This window comes from Williamsia sp. CHRR-6 (assembly GCF_018474015.1).
In the GTDB taxonomy this organism is placed as follows: Bacteria; Actinomycetota; Actinomycetes; order Mycobacteriales; family Mycobacteriaceae; genus Williamsia_A.
On the sequence record NZ_JAHCSG010000004.1, the window covers coordinates 255,473 to 275,732 of the forward strand.

Genomic DNA, 20,260 nt, shown 5'->3' on the forward strand with positions numbered 1-20,260 from the left:
ATACGTACAGTCATGGGCGTGAATGAGCAGGACCCGTTCATCCGGCGTCGCCCGAACCCCGCCCCACCGGGGAGGGTCCCGCCCCGGGCGCGCCGCGCGCCCGGCCCCGCTCCTGCTCCTGCCTACCGCCCGCCGCAGGCCTGGTCGCAGGCCCCCGATCCGCGCCCGGTGACACCACGCAACCTCGGGTATGCCCCACCACAGACGCCCGAACCGATTCCCGTCCGCGCTCGCCCCGACGGCTTCCGCCGCGACCCCACCATCGATCGACCGTTCGACGCCCACCGCGAACGTCGGGCCGGTGGCCCACCGCGTATCGGCGACGGCGACCCTCCCAGCGCGGCTCCCAGCCGTCGACGCCGCCGATTCCGGCTGGGTCGCACCCTGCTGGTGCTGTTGGTGGTGTTCGTCGTCGCCGCGGTAGGACTGGTGTTCTACTACGACGGCAAACTCACCCGCGTCGCCGCCCTCACCTCCTACCCCGGCCGGATCGGCGACACCCCAGGCACCAATTGGCTTCTGGTGGGTTCGGATTCGCGCGAAGGACTGTCGGCGGCCCAGAAGGCACAGCTGTCCACCGGCGACAGCGCGGGCAGCCGCACCGACACCATCATGCTGGTGCACATCCCCGAGAACGGGCGCGCGACGATGGTCAGCATCCCACGCGATCTGTATGTCACCATTCCCGGCCAGGGACCGCACAAGATCAACGCCGCCTTCGCGTTCGGGGGCCCGTCGCTGCTGGTACGCACCGTGGAGACCACCACCGGCATCCACATCGACCACTACGCCGAGATCGGGTTCGGCGGGTTCGACACCCTCGTCGACGCCGTGGGAGGGGTGAGGATCTGCCTCGATCAACCGGTGAACGACCCGAAGGCAGGCATCCGGCTACGCGCGGGATGTCAGACGTTGAACGGCAAGCAGAGCCTGGGCCTCGTGCGTACCCGCGCGTTTGCCAACGCCGACCTCGAACGCGTGGTCAACCAGCGAAAGTTTCTGTCCGCGTTGATGAAGAAGGCCGCCAGCCCCGGCACGGTGCTCAACCCGTTCGCATCCATCCCGTTCGCCAACGGCGCGGTGCGGTCGTTGACCGTCGACAAGGGCGATCATCTGTGGCACCTGGCCGGGTTGGCGTGGGCACTACGCAGTTCACCGATCACCACCACCACGCCCACCGGCGGGCCCGAGGACACCGACGACGGCAACGCGTTGGCGGTCAGCGACGACACCACCCGGTTCTTCGGATACCTCGCGCGTGATCAGCAGGTACCGGCCGACCTGATCAGCAACACCGGCGGCGCCATCGCAGGCTGAGGCTGAGCGCGAACACCTCTCGGGTGACCTGGACAAACACGCGAGGTAAGGTTAGCCTTACCCGCATGACTGCATCGAACCGTGCCGGTGAGACCAACCGCTTCCACGACCTGCTGCACGCCCAGATCGGCAACGAGTTCGCTGCCTCCCAGCAGTACATCGCACTGGCGCTGTACTACGACGACGCCGACATGCCGCAGTTGGCTCGTCACTTCTACGCCCAGGCTGTCGAGGAGCGCAACCACGCGATGATGATCGTGCAGTACTTCCTCGACCGCGATCTGCCGGTGGAGATCCCCGGCATCCCGGCCCCGCAGACCTCCTTCGCCGACTACCGCGCACCCATCAAACTCGCGCTGGCACAGGAGAACACCGTCACCGACCAGATCGTCGCGCTGGCCACCACCGCGCGCGACTCGGGTGACTACCTCGGCGAGCAGTTCATGCAGTGGTTCCTCAAGGAGCAGGTCGAGGAGGTGTCGGTGATGACCACCCTCGACACCGTGGCGCAACGCTGCAACGGCAATCTGTTCGACCTGGAGACCTTCGTCGAGCGCGAGCTCAACGGTCCCGAGGCCGCCGACCCCACCGCTCCACCTGCGGCCGGCGGCAACCTCTGACTACACCTCACGCCCACCCATGGGCGCTGGAGTTCAGCGCAGAGTGACCTGACGGCTGCGGATGCCGTCGCGGGAGCGGCGCTGCTCGGCGGTCAACTCGCCGGTCTGTGCCAACGCCTCGAGCAGGTCTGCCTCAAAGCGTTGCGCCGGGCCCACCCACTCCTCGTGGTGTCGCTCGTTGTCCAGGTCGAACACCGGCACCAGCAGACCGTGGGTGCGGAATGATCCGGCAAAGCGCGACCCATCACCCATCGTCAGCTTGCCGGCCGCATGCAACCGAGCTAACGCCGTCATCACGTCGTCCTCGGATTCGCCTCGCACCCAACGGATGTGGGCACGTTCACCGGCGTCCACCCACCACGGTGCACCACCGAGATCGGCCTGCAGCCGCGCGGTGGGCATGATCGACTCCGACGCCTGGGCCACCATCGCCTCGATCTCTGGGCTCAGCTGAGCACCGGGGGCGAACCACCACGAGAAGTCCTCGTGGGTGGTGATGTCGAGGACGGTGTCGGCGCCCACCGTTGCGACCAGATCGTCGGTGCCCGAGCTGGTGTCGAGGACGTCGTCGTCGGTCTGCTGGGTGTAGGGGGCTCCGGCGGCAGCGTTGGACGCCCAGCGCAGCGCGGCCGCGATCTCCCCGGGCACGTCGGCGGCGTTGAACTCGGTCTGCAGCGCGACCAGACCCTCGACGACATCGCCGTTCTCCCGGGTCAGGGCCTGCACCGCGCCCGGCAAAATGGTGGCCAGCGAGACCGCGTTGGTGCCCACCCCGTCACCGGCGGGGGTGATGGCCACGGTGGCCGAGGCGACGAACGCGCGCAGCGCCACCAGGTCACACTCGGCGGCCAGCCCGTCGAACGGACGCGCTGCGGGGGCTGCGGACTGGGCCTGGCGCAGCTTGCGCGCCGCCACCCGCTCGGCCCGGTTGCTACCCGGGCGGGGACCTGATCCGCGTTTGCTCTTCTTGGCCATGGGTCACAACCTACCGACCGGCCGACTCAGCTCGGCGTCGACTCCAACCATCGCAGCACCCGGTCGGGATGGTTGGTGGCCACGAAGTCCACCCCGTAGCGGGCGCAGTGGGTGACGTCGGTGCGCTCGTCAACCGTCCAACAGTAGGTGGCGCGGCCCGACATCGCTGCGCGCGTGGCGATCTCGGGACGATCACGCAGCATGGCGATCGACGGCCCCACTGCGGTCGCCCCCACCGAGGTGGCTGCGACACCCCGCAAGAGGGTGGCCGCGTCCCCCAGCAGGACCGTGGGCAGCATCGGGGCCTGGCGCCGGATCCGCCACATACCCACCGTCGAGAACGAGATCACCACGGCGCGACTGTGGTCCACCGACGGCGGCGAGGCCACCTTGAACCGCTTCAGTTCCTCGAGCACCAGGTCCTCGACCTGCCCGCCGTAGCGCACCGGATGTTTGGTCTCGATGAACAACCGCGCCGGTCGGTCGTGGTCGAGGGTGAGGGTGATCAGCTCGGCCAACGTCAGCACCGTCGCCGGACGCCCGTGGGGATGCCAGCTGCCGAAGTCCAACTCCTGCAACTGTGCCAGCGTCATCTCGCTCACCACGCCAGTGCCCGACGAGGTGCGGTCGACGGTGCGGTCGTGGATGCACACCAGCCGGCGGTCGCGGGTCAGGCGCACATCGCATTCGAGGCCTTCGGCGCCCTGGGCCAGCGCGAGTTCGTAGGCGCCGATGGTGTGTTCGGGGCGGTCAGCCGAGGCGCCGCGGTGTGCGACCACCGCGGGCCGACCCGGTCGGCGGATGTCGCCCGGATCCTGCGCCATCACGCGGCCAACCAGCGGGTGACCGGCTCGGGCCGGGCCTCGGCGTCGAAGCCGTTGCGCAGCAATCGGATCGACACCACGGCGAAGGCTGCGCCCAGCAGGTTGCAGATCACGGTGAACAACACCGCATTGGCACCCCACTGCACCGACTCGGCGCGCAGTCGGATGAGAAGGATGACGACGCCGAACGCGTTGAGCCCCGCCCAACTCGCCCACCACAACCGCAGCACCCGATCCACCCGGTCGGCAGGCAGGTGATGGCCCAGCGCGGCCAGCTCGTGGATGAACAGCGCCGGGAACACGATGGTGGCACCCGGGACGAGAGTGCCGGCCAGCAGTTGCCACAGCGGCCGCGGATCCACCCGATCAGCGGCGGCATAGGCCTTCGCCCGGGCGCGATGCAGCCACGAGACGAAGGCAACCGCGGTGAGCACCACCACGGCCACCGACAGGCCACCGGTGAGCCAGGTGAACAGATACGACATGACGGCGACGGTCTCGTCGATCGGATGCGACCGATTGATCACCAGCAGTGCGTAGACACCCATCTGCGCGACTGCGGCCACGCCGAGCACCGCGGCGGTCACCAGCAGTAGGTGGTGCAGTGATTCCCCCAGGGACTCGAACACGGACTTCTTCGCGGTGCCGTCGGCCTCGGCCGGGGCCACCGCATCGCGCAGACCCCAGCGCGGGATGGTGGCGTAGCGCGGGGTGGGTCGTCGCCGAGTCGTCTGCCCGGGGGTGGCGCGGGGCGCGCGCGCCTCGGGGGGACGAGAGGCCACCCACCGCACCCGGGGTGCCGACGCCGGGACGGCGACCGGTCGCGGCGGCCACGGTGCGCCAGCGGCCTCGGGCACCACCTGCAGTCGACCGCTGCACCGCGGACAGCCGGTGCGACGAGGATCGTGCGGCGCCTCGATCCGGCATCGCGGACAGAAATCCATCAACGCTTCGATCCCTCCTGCGGACTCGGCACGAGTCCATGGTGGCACGACGGTGTGGCGACTGGTGGAGCGTCGGGTGATCCACAAGTTGTCCACAGGTGAAAGGCGAGAATTGTTCGTCTGCCTATCCGTAATCGAATTCACGATCTCGAGTAATTCCGGGGACAAACCCACAATTTGCTGTGATGCAACTCACTCGTATCGTCCGAACGGGCTACGTTGTCCACAGTTTCCACAGCCTCATCCACAGGTTGAGACTGCCCGTGTACGGCCGGTGCCAGCACTATCAGGGCGTACCTGTGGATGGATTCGACGGGGCGAACCGGTTGCTCACAGGCCGAGCGAGGACCACCGACCGCGCTTGTCCAGCGCCGACAATGCGCCGGACATGACGCCGTCCATCACCGCTGACATCTCCAACTGGCCGCCGGTGATACGCGCGAGCAATGGTTTGGGTGGCGCGATGACATCGACCTCGGCATCGGGATAACGCTCGGCGATCACCGAACGCAACACCCCGACGCCATCGACCAACCCGACGCCCAGCGCTTTGCGTCCGATCCACACATCGCCGTTGAACAGTTCGTCGTCGGTACCGCTCAGCTTGGCTCCGCGGCGCTGCTTGACCCACCCGATGAACGCGCCGTGCAGATCGCCCTGCAACTCCGCCAGCCACGCCACGTCCTCGGGTGACTCCGGGCTGAACACGTCCAGGCGCGACTTGTTGGCACCGGCGGTGTAGACGCGGCGCTCCAGGCCCACCTTCCCGATCAGCTCGGTGGCACCGAACCCCGAGGACACCACCCCGATCGATCCGACCATCGAGGTCTTGGCAGCGAAGATCTCGTCGGCGGCACACGCGATCCAATACCCACCGGATGCGGCCACGTCCTCACAGAAAGCCAACACCCGCACCCCGTTCTCCGAGGCGAGCTGACGGATGCGTTCGGCGATGTACTCCGACTGCGCGGGTGAGCCTCCCGGCGAATTGATGACCAGCACCACGGCTTTCACCCGATCGCCGGTGAACGCCTGCTTGAGCACCGGCTCGAGACCGTGCCCGGTCAGCCCGCCGCGACCCATCCCGACCGCACCGATCACGCCTTCTAGGCGCACCACCGCGACCCGATCCTTACCTGCTTTACCGAACAGACGGTGCAAACGTGTCGATACCGAAGCCATGGCCCCACTGTAGAAGGGCATGCTGGAGGTCATGGAGATATGCGTGTTCACCGAACCCCGGCTAGGCGCAACCTATGACGAGCTGCTCGCAGTGGCCCGTACCGCCGAGGCCGCCGGCTTCACCGGCTTCTTCCGGTCCGATCACTACCTGGCCATGCACGCCGGTGACGGTCCTGGACCTGGCGACGCCTGGATCACGCTGGCGGGTTTGGCGCGGGAGACCTCCAGCATCCGGCTGGGCACCCTGGTCACCTCGGCCACCTTCCGGCTGCCCGGCCCCACCGCCATCTCGGTGGCCGGGGTGGACGCGATGTCGGGCGGACGCGTGGAGTTCGGGATCGGTGCGGGCTGGTTCGAGGCCGAACACACCGCCTACGGCATCCCGTTCCCCTCCCTCGGGGGCCGGTTCGACCGACTCGAGGAATACCTGGCCGTGGTCACCGGACTGTGGTCCACCCCGGTCGGTGACCGATTCGCGTTCGACGGCAAGCACTTTCAGTTGTCCGACTCGCCCGCACTACCCAAACCCATCCAGCAGCCCGGCCCGCCGATCATCATCGGTGGCGGTGGCAAGAAGCGCACCCCCGCACTCGCCGCCCGCTACGCCTCCGAGTTCAACGTCCCCTGGGCCACCCCCGAGGACAGCGCACCGTTGTTCCGCCGGGTGGAGGCGGCCTGCGTGGGGGTGGATCGTCGGGCGCCCATCACCCATTCGGCGGCCCAGGTGCTGTGCTGCGGCGTGGACGAGGCGAGTGTGGCTCGCCGCGCCGAGGCCATCGGCCGTGACGTGGCCGAGCTGCGGGCCAGCGGTCTCACCGGCAGCCCCGCCGAGTTGGTGGACAAGATCGGCCGCTTCGCCGAGGTGGGCGCCAGTCGCATCTACCTGCAGGTGGTCGACCTGGCCGACCTCGACCACATCGAGCTGGTCGGATCAAAGGTCCTGCCGCAGCTGTAGCGGCTCAGGCCAACCGGGGTCTTTGGACCCTGTCGAGCACCACCGCCGCACGCGGAGCCTGAGAGACGAACACCCCCACCAGATCGATGGGGGTGCAGCCGGAGGCTCGTCATGACTGCATTCGTAGTCGTCGTGGTAATCGTTCTCATCGTCATCGCACTGCTGCTGGCCGCGTCGATTCGCGTGGTCACCCAGTACGAGCGCGGGGTGTTGATGCGCTTCGGTCGGGTGGTCGACGTCCGTCAGCCGGGTCTGACCTTCATCATCCCCGTGGTCGACCGGCTGGTGCGGGTGTCGATGCGGGTGGTCACCATGCCCATCCAGTCCCAGGGCATCATCACCCGCGACAACGTCAGCGTGGACATCTCCGCGGTCGCCTACTTCCGCATCGTCGATGCGGTGAAATCGGTGGTCGCCATCGAGAACATCCGCATCGCCATCGACCAGATCGCCCAGACCACCCTGCGCAAGGTGGTCGGCAAACACGCACTTGACGAGGCGTTGAGCGACACCGACGCCATCAACTCCGACATCCGCACCATCCTCGACGTCACCACCCTGGAGTGGGGTGTGGAGGTGACGCTGGTGGAGCTCAAGGACATCCAGTTGCCGGTCAGCATGCAGCGCGCCATGGCGCGTCAGGCCGAGGCCGAGCGGGAGAAGCGCGCCAAGATCATCGCCGCCGAAGGCGAGGCGATGGCGGCTGCAGCCCTGGGCCAGGCTGCCGACACGATGGCTGCCCACCCGATCGCACTGCAGCTACGCAACCTGCAGACCCTGGTGGAGATCGGGGTGGAGAAGAACACCACGGTGATCTTCCCGGCGCCGCTGATGAGCACGATCGCCGAGTTGGGCACGTTCCTCACCCGAGAGCAGCACGCCGGAGCGGCGTCGAACGGCCACGTCCACGTGTGATGTAAGACTTGGGGCATGAGTGTCTCCCTGACCTTGGACCCGTATCTGCAGTCCATTCGCCAGGCCACCGGGCAGATCATCACCGCCGCCGGCGCCACCGGACTCGATGCACGGGTGCCGACCTGCCCGGACTGGACCATGGCGCACCTGCTGGCGCACATGGGGATGGTCCATCGCTGGGCGCAGTCGCAGTTGTTGGCCACCGAAGCGCCCTTCGTCAACGAAGAATCGGTGCTCGAGACCATCCCGGCCGCAGGCCTCGCGGAGTGGCTGAGTGTCGGGTCGAACGGGCTGGTGGAGACCCTCGATGCAGTCGACCCTGAGATCGAGGCGCCGATCTTCCTGCCCGCCACCGGATTGACACCGCTGATGTTCTGGGCGCGCCGACAGGCCCACGAGACCGTGATCCACGCCGCCGACGCGATGTCGGCGGTGCGGGGCGGCTATCCGATGGCCGCAGACCTGGCGATCACACCGCAGTTCGCCGCCGACGGTCTCGACGAACTGCTCTACGCGATGGCGCCGCTGGGCCGATCCAAACTGTTCACCGATGTGCCGTACCGAATCCTGGTGGCAGCAGCCGACATCCCGGCTCGCTGGACCCTGTACGTCACCGCAGATGCGCTCACCTGCGAGCGGATGGACACAGCCGACCCCGAAGTCACCTGGTCCGGTTCGGCGGCCGAGCTCTACCTCGCCCTGTGGAACCGTGGCGAGTCCATCACCATCTCCGGGTCGGCCACCCCGCTGCTGTTGTGGCGCGAGCGGCACCAGATCCGGCGGGGTCGCCGATGATCGAGATCCGCTGGCTGACCGCGTTTCTCGACTTCCCTGCCGACGAGTTCGGTGACGAGGTCACGTTCTGGCGGGCCATAGCGGGCAGCACCATCTCCCCACCGCGTGGCGACAAGAAGCAGTTCGCCTCGCTGGAACCGTTCAACGGCGATCCGCACCTACGGGTGCAGCGCGTCGATTCCGGTCCCGGAGGTGTGCATCTCGACCTGCACGTCATCGACCTGGGAGCCACCGCCCGGCACGCGCAATCCGTTGGTGCCGAGCTGGTCTCGGTGTCCGACGGGCTCACCCTGCTGCGCTCACCGGGCGGGTTCGTGTTCTGCCTGGTGCCCTGGCAGGGGCAGACCACCAGGTCGCGACCCATCCGGTGGCCCGGCGACACCATCAGCATCATCGACCAGGTCTGCATCGACGTGCCGGCCCGCGCCTACGAGCGCGAGTGCACCTTCTGGACCGAACTCACCGGATGGCCGATCAGTGCGGGCACCACCTACCGACATCTGATCAGGCCTGACCACATTCCCTTGCGGATCCTGTTGCAGCGCATCGGCTACGGCGTGATCGGGGCGCATGTCGATCTGGCCAGCACTCACCCGCAGGAAGAGGTGAACCGCCATGCGGACTGGGGTGCCGAGGTGGTGGCCCACCACGATCACTGGACGGTGATGGCCGATCCGACCGGGCGGCCGTACTGCATCACCGCCCGCAACCCGCGAACCGGAGAACTCCCCACGTGACGTCGGTGGTGTTGCTGCACGGACACCTGGGGCTCGGGTTCTCCTGGCGGTACCAGGTGAAGGCATTGCGCGAGCACGGTTTCGAAGTTCACGCGCCCGATCTGCCCGGTCACGGCACCACCCCATTGCCGCCGGGCGACCTGTCGTGGCCGGCGCTGATCGACTGGCTGAGCACGCTGCTCGACGAGCACGCCATCGACGACGCGGTCCTCGTCGGCCACGACATCGGGTCGGCGCTGGCGGTGGCGTCGGCGCGCCGTCACCCCGAGCGGGTCTCCGGCCTGATGCTCATGTCGATGCCGTATCTGATTACGCCACAACCGATTCCGTCGGTAGGACGGCTCCTGCGTGACCCGGGGCAGGCCGCATCGGTGTCGGCGTATCTGCGCGAGAGCCTCATCACGCTCTGCGCCGACACCATCCCGATGTCGGATGCGGAGCTCGCGGTGTTCGTCAACGCCTACACCGCAACCGGTTTCGCCGAGGCCCGGGCCTGGCTGGATCTGACCGTCGGACACCTCGACGGCCCCGCTGAGCTCCCGACGCCCGCCTACTTCCTCGACGGCGAGCATGATCAGGGTGTCGCGCTGGCCGGGGTGCAGTCCATGGGCGCCATGCGGTCGGTGATGCCGGCGTTGCGCGGTGTGCACACCTACGACAACGCAGGCCACCTGTTCGCCCAGGAGTTTCCCCGCCAGATGAACGCCGCCCTGCTCGGGTTCATCCGCTCGCTGTAGTCGACGCCAGTTTCCGCCCAGTCGACGCCGGTTTCCGCCCAGTCGACGCCAGTTACCGCCCAGTCGACGCCGGTTACCACCCAGTCGACGCTGCGATGGTCAGGTGTTGCGCCTCGGCCGCGATCTCGGCGCGCTGGCCGGCGGTGACGGCGGCCAGCTCGGTGACCGACACCCTGCCGTCGCCCGCCACCGTCCACGCACCCACCACCCGGCCATCGACCAGCACATATCCGGGCTGACGGCCGTTGGGAGACTTCAACTTCTCGAACACGTCGTCGTCGATGACCCGCCGCCGATCAGCCTGCGACACCACGATGTTGTCGTAGGGGGCCAGCAGCCGCACGGGCGCGGGTTCGTCGCCGGCGGCCAGCTCCAGACCGTCGAGGTCGAACAGCTCCTCACCCTCGGGGCCAACGTAGGTGCACAACTCCCAGTCCTGCTCCATCTTTCGCACCAGCGGCCCCAGACCGGTTCGACCGCACCACTTCTGGATACCCCCGATGGTTGCGGGCCCAAAGCCACGCAGGTACAGCCGAATCAGGTCGGCCAGCGCCTCCTCGCCGGTCACCGCAGGCTCCCCGGGCCCCACCCAGTCGTCGAACACCGCATACGTGGTGGCCCCGTGCCCGTCCCACAGTCCACGTGGCGGCACCTGTACCAACGGCACCGCGCAGCGCGCGACGCTCACCAGGGTCGACGGCGACTCGTCGGGCCACCGCGCCGCCAGGTGCTCACCGAGGTGCTTGGTGGACAACGGGTTGTCCCGCAGAGCTTCTCGGGCCATCTCGGCCACCGCCTGCGCCGAGGCCGCGACCAGCTTGCGGCTGTGCAGCGCCAACTCCCGGTCCAGGCTGGTCCGCGCCACCTCCCGCACCCACCGGGCGTCCTGGGTGTCCATCAGCCACACGGTGGCGCGCAGCAACGCCATCCGCACCACCTCACGTTCGAGCATCAACGCGTCGAGGTCGGCCGGGTCGAAATCCTCGATGCGCGCGAACAGCCCGAAGAACGCCGCGCGCGGCTCCTGCGACTGCATGCCGACGGTGCGGTCGAGCACCTCGACGACGTCCTCGTCGATGCGCGTCAGAAGGTGCTGGCGGGCCAGCAGCGTACGGTTCCACTGCCCACGTGTGATCTGGCTGCTCATCACCTATCGACCGGCGGATGCGCTTCGGGCATCGGCGATCTCACCGAAAGTGGCGGTCCGGGCGTCGGATCGGGCGCCGTCGGGGCCGACCCGTTTGTCCACCAGGATCACCTGCCCGATGAACGGCTCGACAATGCCCGCCATCCGGATCGGGGCAGCGATGATGAGCTGGAACCCGAACTGTTCGAACGCCCGCAACGACTGCGAGGAGAACGTCTCGTCGGACTTGCTGAACGCCTCGTCGAGCATCAGCGGCGCGAACCCCGGCCGATGATCTTCTGGGCTGCTCAGCGAAAAGCTCAGCGCCGCAGCCAGACAGAACGCGACCAGCTTCTCCTGCTCGCCACCGGAGTTGGTGGCGGTGTTGCGGTAGGTATGCACCGGCGGATCATCCACGCCCGCCCCACTGGGCATCTCCTTGCCGTAGAAGAAGTAGGAGTTGCGCACATCCAACACGTTGTCGCACCACCGTTTTCCCTCGGTGTCGGTGGCGGTCAGTTTCGCGATCAACGACTTGATCCGATAGAACTGTCGCGCCAGCACCGCACCGTCGCCCGCGCGGGCGGCCGGGGCGTCACGCATCATCGAGTCGACGATCCGACCGAACTCCAGCGCCTCGTCGGTCGGGTTGTGCTGCACCGCGATCTGCAGATATGTCCCGGTGTTGAAGTCCACGCGACGCAGGCCCGAGTTGACCTCGGCGATGCCCTGGCGGATGCGTTTGTTGGTGTCGCCGATCTCCTTGTACAGGTTGGACACCGAGTGGGAGATGTCGGTGGTGATCAACTGCCGGAACCGTTCTTGCGTCGAGGCCAGTCCATGCTCGACCAGGCTCTGGTGGATCGACACCAGATCGGCGGCACACTCGATGGTCGGTGTCAGGTTGTTCGCCGCCGCCGGCCACTCCCGCACGAAAGCCTCGGCGGCGCGCACCACCTTGTTCTCGGCGTTGTCGCGCACGGTGTTGGCTTCGGCCTGGATCGACTCCAATGCATTGCGCAGATCCGAGCGCACCTCCCCATAGGTGCTCAGGGACAACTCTTTCCCGCCTTCGGCGAGCACCTGGGCCAACACCCCGCCCAGGTAATCGCGGTCGTCGTCGGACAACTCGTCGGTCTCGGTCGTCTGCTCCAGTTCGGCCAACCACCGGTCCCAGTCGGTGCCGATGTGACGCAACTGGTCGTTGATCGCCCCCACCCGGGCCACCGCCTCCCGCCAGTCGGCGCGGGCGATGTCGACCTGCTCTTCGAGTTCGGCCAGATCCACCCGGTTCTCCCGTACCGCGTCGATGCGGCGGTTCAACTCGTCGGCGTCACGTCGCGACGACCACCAGTTCAGCTCCGTCCACGACCCGTACGCCGCCAACGCCTCGGCCGCCTTTGCGCGCTCCCGGTTGTCCTCCAACAGGTCTCGCATGTCCTGGGAGGCCTGGCGGGCCTCGTCGAAGCGGGTCTGCAGACCCACCAACGACTCCTCCAACGCGGCCCGTTTCCCATCGGTGTTGGACCCGAAGATCCAGTGGGTGCGGTCATCGACCCGCCGCCGATCGTCCTTGCGGTAGCGATCGCGACCGGCTTTCACCAGACCCTGCGGGGTGACTGCGAGATCGTGGCGTTCGAGCTCGATGGCGTTGTCGACGCACAGGTGCTCGGCCGAACGTGCCACCACCCCGGCCAGCCATGCCCCGGCCGGGTGATCACGCGCCACCGACAGTTTCTCGGCCAGCGACCCCGGCACCGGCGTTGCGACATCGGGCGCGTGGTCGGGGTACACGCGAAACTCCAGCACCCCACCGAGGTTGGTGGCGTTGACGAACTCATTGACCCGCTGCCGATGCTGCTCGGGCACCAACAGTGTCATGCCCAGCCCACGTAGCACCCGTTCGGCGGCACCAGCCCACACGGCGCGATGCGGTTCGGCCACCTCGATCAGCTCGGCGGCGAACGGCAACTCCGCGGCGGGCACGCCGGTGGCGGTGGCGATCGCGTCGCGCTGGGCCAATGACTCGCGCGGCAGCAACGATCGCCGGGTGGTCAGGGTGGCCAATTCCTCCACCACAGCGTCGTATTCGCGACGTGCATCGGTCTCGGCGGAGAACACCGCATGCGCGCGACCCGACAGCGACGCTGCCGATTCCTTGGCCGCGCGGGCGATCGATGGCGCCCGGTCCCGCAATGCCGCGAACTCCTCCTGCGACTCCGGGGTCTTCTCACCCAGGCGAGCCACCACCGCGGCATAGCGCTCGTAGGCACGGTTACGGGCGGTCACCTGTTGCTCGAACGACTTGAGTTCGCTTTCCAAAGCCGTCAACTCACCTTTGTCGACGGTCAGCTGATCCCGCAGGGAGGTGTGACGGTCCTCGCGCTCGTCGGCGATGTTCTCCCAGGTGACCACCTCGTTGTCCAGTGCGGTGCGCTGGTCCTCGATCTCGTCGAGTTTGGCCTGTAGCAACGACACCCGGTGTTCGCGCATGAACGCCCGCATCGGTGGGCCCAGCAGCTCACCTGCCCGTGTGGTGGATTCCTCTGCGCCACAATAGGTCTCCCACGCCTCGGGGATGGGCCGCAGCACCTTCTCCTGCGCATGGGCTCGGGCCGCGGCCTGATACGCCTCGTCGAGCTGGGTGAAGTTCTCCACCAGTCGTTGCGCTTTGGCGTAGGTGTCGGGGCGATCCAGCATGTAGGTACGGATGAACAGGTTGAGGTCGCCGACGTTCTTCATCGCCTTGGCCTTGCCCATCAGCGACAGTGCGGCGGTGGAGCTGCCGATACCGACGCGCCGACGCAGCGCCTCGGAGTAGGCACTCTGCACGTCGAAGCACGCCACCTCGGGGTGGCGGCTGCGGTAGGCGCGGATGTCGAAACCGCTTGCAGCCCATTCGTTGAGATGCAGCAGGCTCACCTCGCCCGGATGCAGCTGGTACCACGAGCGCAGGCTGGAGCCGTCGTTGCCCGAGCCGGGGAACCACTTGAGCGCGACCGCGGTGGTCACCGAGCCGGCCCCGTTGTCGTAGGTGGCCGCGATCGCCGACCAGGTGGCCCCGGTTCCCCGCAGATATTGCACCTGGGATTGGTTGTGTTCGTCGTCGTTCTCCGCCCACGCACCGCGCACATAGTCGGCCATCGACCGGGCCGCACGCTTGGCGCCCTTGGCTGTCATGTCCGCCGAGGCGTTGAAGACCTGATCGTAGGTGGGCAGCAGCACCACCGAGTGGCCGTCCATCAGCGATGACTTGCCCGAGCCCGACGGGCCGGTCAGCAGCACGCCGCGCTCGTCGATGGGAAAGTCCTTGTAGCCGTGAAAGGTTCCCCAGTTGACCAGCTGGATGCGGGTGAGTCGGAACTGGCCGATGTTGATCGCCCTGGTGGACTCGGCGGCGCGTTCGACGACGGTGTCGGTCATGGCGTCTCCTCGTCGGCGGCGAGCGGGGTAGATACGTTGGCGGTAGGCGCGTCGGTGGTAGGTACGTCGGTGGCAGATGCGTCGGTGGCAGATGCGTCGCGGTCGTCGAGCTCGGCCAGATCGCCGCCGGCACCGGAGAGTTCGCGGTAGGCGGCGGTGTATGCCTCCACCTGCTCGGGAGTCAGCAGCGAGACGATCACCCCGTGGATCAGGTAGCGGTCGGTGCCGGCCACGGCCCGGATGATCTTACGGTTCTCCAACACGTTGATCGCGGCCTCGATCCGGCGGACGAAACCGGCCTCGTCGGTGTCGCGGCTGGGCTTGTAGGTGAGCATGTGGTCGATCATCTCGGTCCGCTCCACGGTGGCCGACTCGTCGATGCTGGTGAGGAACTTCTGTCGGAGATACAACGCCAACACCGAGGCTGCGAGGGTCAAGGTGGAGGCGCGCAGGATGTTTCGTTGCCGCGGATCGGTGTCGGTCACCTGACGGGTGAAGGCGTAGCGGTATTCGGTGTTGATCTCCAACAGCAGGTTCAGTTCACTGAGCCGCGACCGGATGATCGCCTCGTTGGCCTCGATGGCCCGCCAGTTACGCGATTTGGAGCTTACGTGGGCGGCGGCGATCAGCTCCTGCAGCGCGTAGCACACCGGCGCGGGCAGCTCCGAGGTGTCACCGGCGAACCGCGGTGCCACCCGGGCTTCGCTGATCTCACCCGGCGGACCGCCCGACCCGTCGAAACTGAAGTGCGACAGGTCGACCGACGGTTCGGAGTAGGCCTGCGGGGTGTCGGCGAACAGGTCGTCACCGGTGTCGGCGGGGCTGTCTGCGGGGGTGTCGGTGTCGCCGCCGGTGCTCATCCTCGGACCCCTTTCACGTCGTCGAGCAGGTGCATTGCCGGCGCCTCTACGACCGGCGGGGGTGCGGGCAGCGGCGCGGTGAACGTCATGGCCGGGATGTGGATGTCGCGGATGCCGCGCGCGGTGTGCGCGGGCACCACCGCGCGCGCCAGGCCCACATCGACCGTCCCGTGGCGTTGCGCAAGCGACCAGATGCCGACGATGTCGCCGACGCGCGGCGCGGGCAGACCGGCCAACACCGCAGGCAGATCGGCGGGCCCGCGGGCCACCGCCTCATTGACCGCCTCGGTCAGCACCTGCCAGTCGATGGTCTCCGATCCGACGAGTTCGGCGGGGTCGATGGCGATCTCACCGACGGTCACCTCCACCCCGTCGGGCACCTCCACCACCCCGTCGTGCATCGACAGTGCGCCCACCGAGGACGAGTCCACCCCGGCCATCGGCACCTCGATGCCCATGTCCCGGCCGGCCGACGCAGCTTCGAACGCGGCCGCCGCGGCACGCTGAGCCACCGAGATCTGTTCGCGCAGTGCGCGATAGTGCAGGAAGTCGCCGCCCTTGACGAAGGTGTTGATGCGGCGATAGACCTGCCCGCGGATCTCGTCGACCCGCTGCACCTCGTCCCACATCCGATCGATGAACCGCGCCAACGTGTCTGCGATGTCAGCCGGTAGATCGGGCAGCCCGGTGAGGATGTCGTCGATATGGCGTTCGAGGGTCTCGCGCATCCGGTGATCCGACATCAGCAGATAGAACGCATCGAACGCGGTTCCCTCCGCCGACTTCCCAAGCTCGTCGTGTCCGTCGAACATCCGGTTGAGCGCCTCGGCGTAGGCACCGGCGTGATCGTCGAGGCCGCCGGTGAGCAGCGCACGGGAGTTGGAGCGCAACTTCTCCCCGTATCCGATGATGTCGGCGGGCATCCGTTCAGCCAGCGAGGTGACCATCCGCAGATCGTCGTAAAGGCGACGGGCGTCGACGGTCGGTAGGGCCCCGGAGGACAGGGCGGCGCGCCGTGCCGTCAGCTCGGCGATCTTGGCGTCGATGTCGCGGATGTGTTCGCCGGGATCCGGGTTGATGGTGACCGCGATGTTGGACAGGCGGCCGATGACCAATTCCATCGCGGTCTCGGTGGCCACCGAGCGATCGTGGCGGACGGCCTGCACCTGGGCCAGCGCCGTGGTGGCCCCCCGGGTGAGCTGGTAGCGCTCGAGGTGACGTTGCTCGTCGAGCGTGCGGGCCACGAACCCGTCACGCACCCATCGATCCAGCAGCTCCTCGGCGGTGGGAACCGCGACCCCACGATCGCTCCAGTGCGAGGCCAATGTCTCGATGTCGTGTGCGATGCCCGCAGCCAGGTGGTCGCCGTCGACCTGACCGTCGGACAGCCGCGCCGCCATCATCGCCAGGTAGACCATCGCGCTACGGGACCGCAGCAGCCGCAGGGTGACGTCGGCGTCGGCGTTCTCGGTGAACGCCGCGTAGAGCGCGGCAGCGTCCGAACGGGCCAGGCTCACGCGCGGATCGGCGGACCGGTGGCTGCTCACTCGGGAAAGGATAGAGGGACGCGGTGAGGGTGGACGCAATCGAACCGAAACCCACTCCCGTCGTGCAACGACTTGTGGTTACCGCATCGTGACCTTATGCTCGGGTGACTGGCCGGGCTTGTGATTGCTATCACGCGATCAACTGGAATGACCACGACCGGCATGACGACGAGAAGGAGAAGGCGATGGCAACGCACTCGCATCCGGACCTCTTCACCTCCGTCGCCGCCACCCCCCTCACGCGCCGGACGGGGATCGAGACCGAGCTGCACCTCGACATCCGTCGCCGCTGCATCGGCATCTCGGTCAGCATCATCGCGCTGGTCTCGGTCCTGATGCTGCTCTGGCTGGTCTGAATCCACCCCTGACGATCTCTTTGCCCCGTCGGCGTTGAGTTGCCGAGGGCGACCTCGCTGCGGTTGACACCTGCGCGCGTCATGTTGTTGCCAACATCGCAGTAGGTGCGTAAGTCTGGAGTCTGCACACACGCAGATCGCAGACGGGCCGAAAACCCGAGGAGAGGAACATCGTGTCTGACTACACCTTGCCGGATCTCGACTACGACTACGCGGCCCTGGAGCCGCACATCTCCGGCAGGATCATGGAGCTGCACCACAGCAAGCACCACGCCACCTACGTCAAGGGCGTGAACACGGCACTCGAAAAGCTCGCTGCCGCACGGGAAGACGGCACCATCGCCGACAAGGTCTTCGGGCTCTCGGCCAACCTCGCCTTCCACCTCGGTGGCCACACCAACCACTCCATCTTCTGGAAGAACCTGTCTCCCAACGGTGGCGACAAGCCCGAGGGTGAGCTCGCAGCCGCCATCGACGACCAGTTCGGTGGCTTCGACAAGTTCCAGGCGCACTTCACCGCAGCGGCCACCACGTTGCAGGGCAGCGGCTGGGCCATCCTCGGATACGACACCATCGAGGGCAAGCTGGTCATCCAGCAGCTCACCGACCAGCACGGCAACACCTCGGTGGGCCTGGTGCCCATCGTGATGCTCGACATGTGGGAGCACGCCTTCTACCTCGACTACCAGAACGTCAAGCCGGACTACGTCAAGGCGTGGTGGAACGTGGTCAACTGGGCCGACGCCGCAGCCCGGTTCGCCACCGCCACCAGCCAGGGCAAGGGCCTCATCGTCCCCGCCTGATCGTTCGCGAACCACCCTCACGGCCCGGGAGTCCAGCAGGACCACCCGGGCCGTCGGCGTATTCGGCCGACCGTGTTCGTAACACGGGCGCAACGCCGCCGTTTAGCACTCCACTCCCCTTGTGTGCCAGCGCTATTGGCGGGCACAGTGAGCTATGGAATACATGGACGACCCGGCGCGCACCACCACGGCGATCGGACTGACCCCGTTCCATCGCGACGGCGAACTACGGGGCATGCTCATCTCAGGTCGCTGGCCCGAGACCACCCTGGAATGGACACAGACACTGGTCGCATCCGTGCGAATTGCGTGTCGCCCTGGGTTCTTGCGGTCGACCACCGTGTTCGGGGTGGTGGAGGATCGCCCCGACAACTGCGCCGCCGACACCGTCGGCATGATGCTGTCGGTGGGTGCGGTGATCGACCCCGACTTCATCGACCGGGCCGCGCGTCTGAGCAGCCCGCCGGCGCTGGTGATGCTGCACCCGCCGTCGCACACCCGAGCGTCGCTGCCCGAATGCTCCGAGGTCGCCTCCGGGTGCGTCCTGCTGCCGGGTGTTCCCGAGCTGGGCCTCGATCACCGCGCGGGCTGGGCCGAGGCCGAGGCCGACGGCACCGTGGTCACGCTGCGCAACCAGATCGGCGTCGACCCCAACGCCGATCCCGACACCGCGGTGCTGGCCATGCTGCTGGCCGCCTGATCCCGCGGGCGTACGCAACGGTTTCCTCCGGGCACCCGAACTCTCCAAAAAGGGGCTCCGAACAGGGCTTTTGTGGGTCCATGAACTGTTGCGCAGAAACGCACGCGTGGCTAGCGTCGGTCGCGTGCTCACCGCCCTCCTGCTCAGCTTCGGCGTCATCTTCGTCGCCGAACTGGGCGACAAGTCGCAGCTGATGGCGATGACCTACGCCATCCGCTACCGCTGGTGGGTGGTGTTGCTGGGCATCACGGTGGCCACCACGGCCGTGCACGCGGTCTCGGTGCTGCTGGGTCATCACCTCGGCCTGTCCATCCCCACCGACCTGATCTCGATCGTCGGCGGCGTGGCGATGGTGGTCTTCGGACTGTGGACCATCCGCGGCGACGAGCTGGACGAGAGCGAATCAGCCGCCGCCGGCCGGGTGGGTGCCTCGGTGCTGCTGGCCGTGATGTCGTCGTTCTTCCTGGCCGAGCTGGGCGACAAGACCATGCTCGCCACCATCACCCTGTCCACCGACCACGATGCGGTCGGCGTGTGGATCGGCTCGACCGTGGGCATGGTGGCCGCCGATGCACTGGCCATCGGGGTGGGCGCAGTGCTGGGTCGCCGACTGCCCGAGCGGATCATCTCCCTGGGTGCGGCGGTGCTGTTCTTCGGCTTCGGCGCCTGGTTGATCGCCGAGGGCATCCTGGCCGCGAACAGCGCAATGGTCACGGTGATCGCGCTGAGCGCCACGGCCGTCGTGGGCGCCGTCGGGACCACCTACGTGGTCGCGGTGCGTCGCGCTCGTGCGGCTCGCTCACCGGCGTTCGGTCACGCCGACGAGGTGGTCACCGATAGGCGGTGACTGCGCGCAGACCACCCGGACGGGAACGGTCAGCCGCGGCGGCGGTGTCGGTGCTCGCCGGGTCGGTGGCTGCGGGTGGGTCGACCAACGCGGTGCCGGTGGGCAGGTCCGGGGGATCCTCGGGGAGTCCCTGCTGCACGCGCAGCACCCGGATCAACTCGTTGACGATGAACACCGCATCGCTCGACAACCCCGCCAGCCGGAACGCAGTCAGCTGCACGCTGGTGTCGGCCTGCAACCGCATGCGGTCGATCTCGTCCCGAGTGCGTTGTGCGGCACGATCTTCCAAGAAGTAGTGGACATCCACCCCGAAGGCGGCCGCGATTCCCTCGACGGTCCGGAACGACGGAGATTTCGCCTTGCCCGAACGCAATTGGCTCAGATACGACTCGCCGAGGCGAAACCCGCGCTCGGTGGAACGCGCCGCGATGGCCTTGGCACTGTAGGCGCGGCCGTTGGGTCCGGGCACCGTCCGAAACAACTCCTCGAGCCGACGCGCGAACAACCCCGGATCGTCGTCGACCACGCCACCGGTGCGACCGAATGCGGTCGCGTCTCTGTTTCCGGACATCTGCTGTGCCGCCCCCACTGTGTAAC

20 protein-coding genes are annotated in these 20,260 nt (G+C 67.6%); 11 read left to right on the top strand and 9 right to left on the bottom strand.

Annotated elements, in window-relative coordinates; translation table 11 throughout:
- Nucleotides 1-12: 12 nt before the first annotated feature.
- Nucleotides 13-1,317 (top strand): LCP family protein, encoded by a 1,305-nt coding sequence (locus KIK15_RS12680; RefSeq protein WP_214245004.1) that lies wholly within the window; start codon nt 13-15, stop codon nt 1,315-1,317.
- Nucleotides 1,318-1,382: 65 nt separating this feature from the next.
- A complete protein-coding gene (locus tag KIK15_RS12685) occupies nt 1,383-1,937 on the top strand; it encodes a ferritin (protein WP_214245006.1) in 555 nt (184 codons plus the stop codon).
- 33 nt (nt 1,938-1,970) lie between these two features.
- On the opposite strand, the gene KIK15_RS12690 is transcribed toward KIK15_RS12685, so the two are convergent.
- From KIK15_RS12690 to KIK15_RS12705, 4 genes are all read right to left on the bottom strand, one after another.
- A complete protein-coding gene (locus tag KIK15_RS12690) occupies nt 1,971-2,912 on the bottom strand; it encodes a DUF5926 family protein (protein WP_214245008.1) in 942 nt (313 codons plus the stop codon).
- 26 nt (nt 2,913-2,938) lie between these two features.
- Nucleotides 2,939-3,736: a glycerophosphodiester phosphodiesterase gene (locus tag KIK15_RS12695; protein WP_214245010.1), complete on the bottom strand. Its 798-nt coding sequence runs from the start codon at nt 3,734-3,736 to the stop codon at nt 2,939-2,941.
- A complete protein-coding gene (locus KIK15_RS18435) occupies nt 3,736-4,518 on the bottom strand; it encodes a DUF4328 domain-containing protein (RefSeq protein ID WP_214245012.1) in 783 nt (260 codons plus the stop codon). Before KIK15_RS18435 ends, KIK15_RS12695 begins: the two co-directional genes overlap by 1 nt.
- 492 nt (nt 4,519-5,010) lie before the next feature.
- Nucleotides 5,011-5,862, bottom strand: coding sequence for a S49 family peptidase (locus KIK15_RS12705; RefSeq protein ID WP_250324576.1), 852 nt, complete (start codon nt 5,860-5,862; stop codon nt 5,011-5,013).
- Between the two features lie 31 nt (nt 5,863-5,893).
- On the opposite strand from KIK15_RS12705, the gene KIK15_RS12710 reads away from it, so the two are divergent.
- The 5 genes from KIK15_RS12710 (at nt 5,894) to KIK15_RS12730 (ending at nt 10,001) form a co-directional block, all read left to right on the top strand.
- Nucleotides 5,894-6,817 carry a TIGR03560 family F420-dependent LLM class oxidoreductase gene (locus tag KIK15_RS12710; protein WP_214245297.1) on the top strand — a complete coding sequence of 308 codons (924 nt, stop codon included), beginning with the start codon at nt 5,894-5,896 and terminating at the stop codon, nt 6,815-6,817.
- A 111-nt stretch (nt 6,818-6,928) separates the two neighbouring features.
- A complete protein-coding gene (locus tag KIK15_RS12715; protein WP_214245014.1) occupies nt 6,929-7,732 on the top strand; it encodes an SPFH domain-containing protein in 804 nt (267 codons plus the stop codon).
- Nucleotides 7,733-7,747: 15 nt separating this feature from the next.
- Entirely contained in the window at nt 7,748-8,527 is a 780-nt protein-coding gene (locus KIK15_RS12720; protein WP_214245016.1) for a maleylpyruvate isomerase family mycothiol-dependent enzyme, read from the top strand.
- The gene (locus KIK15_RS12725; protein ID WP_214245298.1) at nt 8,527-9,264 is read left to right on the top strand and encodes a VOC family protein; all 738 of its coding nucleotides are present in this window, start codon (nt 8,527-8,529) and stop codon (nt 9,262-9,264) included. Before KIK15_RS12720 ends, KIK15_RS12725 begins: the two co-directional genes overlap by 1 nt.
- The gene (locus KIK15_RS12730; RefSeq protein ID WP_214245018.1) at nt 9,261-10,001 is read left to right on the top strand and encodes an alpha/beta fold hydrolase; all 741 of its coding nucleotides are present in this window, start codon (nt 9,261-9,263) and stop codon (nt 9,999-10,001) included. Before KIK15_RS12725 ends, KIK15_RS12730 begins: the two co-directional genes overlap by 4 nt.
- A gap of 73 nt (nt 10,002-10,074) precedes the next feature.
- On the opposite strand, the gene KIK15_RS12735 is transcribed toward KIK15_RS12730, so the two are convergent.
- From KIK15_RS12735 to KIK15_RS12750, 4 genes are read right to left on the bottom strand one after another with little or no spacing between them, the layout of a single operon-like run.
- Complete coding sequence (locus tag KIK15_RS12735; RefSeq protein ID WP_214245020.1) at nt 10,075-11,148, bottom strand: winged helix DNA-binding domain-containing protein; 1,074 nt, start codon at nt 11,146-11,148, stop codon at nt 10,075-10,077.
- 3 nt (nt 11,149-11,151) lie between these two features.
- Entirely contained in the window at nt 11,152-14,550 is a 3,399-nt protein-coding gene (locus KIK15_RS12740) for an ATP-binding protein (RefSeq protein WP_214245023.1), read from the bottom strand.
- Nucleotides 14,547-15,410, bottom strand: coding sequence for a DUF4194 domain-containing protein (locus KIK15_RS12745; protein WP_214245025.1), 864 nt, complete (start codon nt 15,408-15,410; stop codon nt 14,547-14,549). The genes KIK15_RS12740 and KIK15_RS12745 overlap by 4 nt, the downstream gene beginning before the upstream one ends.
- Nucleotides 15,407-16,957, bottom strand: coding sequence for a DUF3375 family protein (locus KIK15_RS12750; RefSeq protein WP_307851874.1), 1,551 nt, complete (start codon nt 16,955-16,957; stop codon nt 15,407-15,409). Before KIK15_RS12750 ends, KIK15_RS12745 begins: the two co-directional genes overlap by 4 nt.
- A gap of 185 nt (nt 16,958-17,142) precedes the next feature.
- On the opposite strand from KIK15_RS12750, the gene KIK15_RS12755 reads away from it, so the two are divergent.
- From KIK15_RS12755 to KIK15_RS12770, 4 genes are all read left to right on the top strand, one after another.
- On the top strand, nt 17,143-17,313 hold the full coding sequence (locus tag KIK15_RS12755) for a hypothetical protein (RefSeq protein ID WP_214245027.1): 171 nt from the start codon (nt 17,143-17,145) through the stop codon (nt 17,311-17,313).
- 173 nt (nt 17,314-17,486) lie between these two features.
- Nucleotides 17,487-18,116, top strand: a complete 630-nt coding sequence (locus KIK15_RS12760) for a superoxide dismutase (protein WP_214245029.1) — start codon at nt 17,487-17,489, stop codon at nt 18,114-18,116.
- 163 nt (nt 18,117-18,279) lie between these two features.
- Entirely contained in the window at nt 18,280-18,816 is a 537-nt protein-coding gene (locus KIK15_RS12765; protein ID WP_214245031.1) for a peptidase, read from the top strand.
- Between the two features lie 124 nt (nt 18,817-18,940).
- The gene (locus tag KIK15_RS12770; RefSeq protein ID WP_214245033.1) at nt 18,941-19,663 is read left to right on the top strand and encodes a TMEM165/GDT1 family protein; all 723 of its coding nucleotides are present in this window, start codon (nt 18,941-18,943) and stop codon (nt 19,661-19,663) included.
- Here KIK15_RS12770 and KIK15_RS12775 read toward each other — a convergent pair.
- Nucleotides 19,647-20,234, bottom strand: a complete 588-nt coding sequence (locus KIK15_RS12775) for a helix-turn-helix domain-containing protein (protein WP_250324578.1) — start codon at nt 20,232-20,234, stop codon at nt 19,647-19,649. The genes KIK15_RS12770 and KIK15_RS12775 overlap by 17 nt on opposite strands.
- Nucleotides 20,235-20,260: the final 26 nt, after the last annotated feature.

Coding starts and splice junctions, on each gene's coding strand:
- KIK15_RS12715 (WP_214245014.1), top strand. CDS start 6,929: ATGACTGCATTCGTAGTCGTCGTGGTAATCGTTCTCATCGTCATCGCA.
- KIK15_RS12685 (WP_214245006.1), top strand. CDS start 1,383: ATGACTGCATCGAACCGTGCCGGTGAGACCAACCGCTTCCACGACCTG.
- KIK15_RS12690 (WP_214245008.1), bottom strand. CDS start 2,912: ATGGCCAAGAAGAGCAAACGCGGATCAGGTCCCCGCCCGGGTAGCAAC.
- KIK15_RS12775 (WP_250324578.1), bottom strand. CDS start 20,234: ATGTCCGGAAACAGAGACGCGACCGCATTCGGTCGCACCGGTGGCGTG.
- KIK15_RS12745 (WP_214245025.1), bottom strand. CDS start 15,410: ATGAGCACCGGCGGCGACACCGACACCCCCGCAGACAGCCCCGCCGAC.
- KIK15_RS12695 (WP_214245010.1), bottom strand. CDS start 3,736: ATGGCGCAGGATCCGGGCGACATCCGCCGACCGGGTCGGCCCGCGGTG.
- KIK15_RS12720 (WP_214245016.1), top strand. CDS start 7,748: ATGAGTGTCTCCCTGACCTTGGACCCGTATCTGCAGTCCATTCGCCAG.
- KIK15_RS12710 (WP_214245297.1), top strand. CDS start 5,894: ATGGAGATATGCGTGTTCACCGAACCCCGGCTAGGCGCAACCTATGAC.
- KIK15_RS12740 (WP_214245023.1), bottom strand. CDS start 14,550: ATGACCGACACCGTCGTCGAACGCGCCGCCGAGTCCACCAGGGCGATC.
- KIK15_RS12735 (WP_214245020.1), bottom strand. CDS start 11,148: ATGAGCAGCCAGATCACACGTGGGCAGTGGAACCGTACGCTGCTGGCC.
- KIK15_RS12755 (WP_214245027.1), top strand. CDS start 17,143: ATGGCAACGCACTCGCATCCGGACCTCTTCACCTCCGTCGCCGCCACC.
- KIK15_RS12680 (WP_214245004.1), top strand. CDS start 13: ATGGGCGTGAATGAGCAGGACCCGTTCATCCGGCGTCGCCCGAACCCC.
- KIK15_RS12765 (WP_214245031.1), top strand. CDS start 18,280: ATGGACGACCCGGCGCGCACCACCACGGCGATCGGACTGACCCCGTTC.
- KIK15_RS12705 (WP_250324576.1), bottom strand. CDS start 5,862: ATGGCTTCGGTATCGACACGTTTGCACCGTCTGTTCGGTAAAGCAGGT.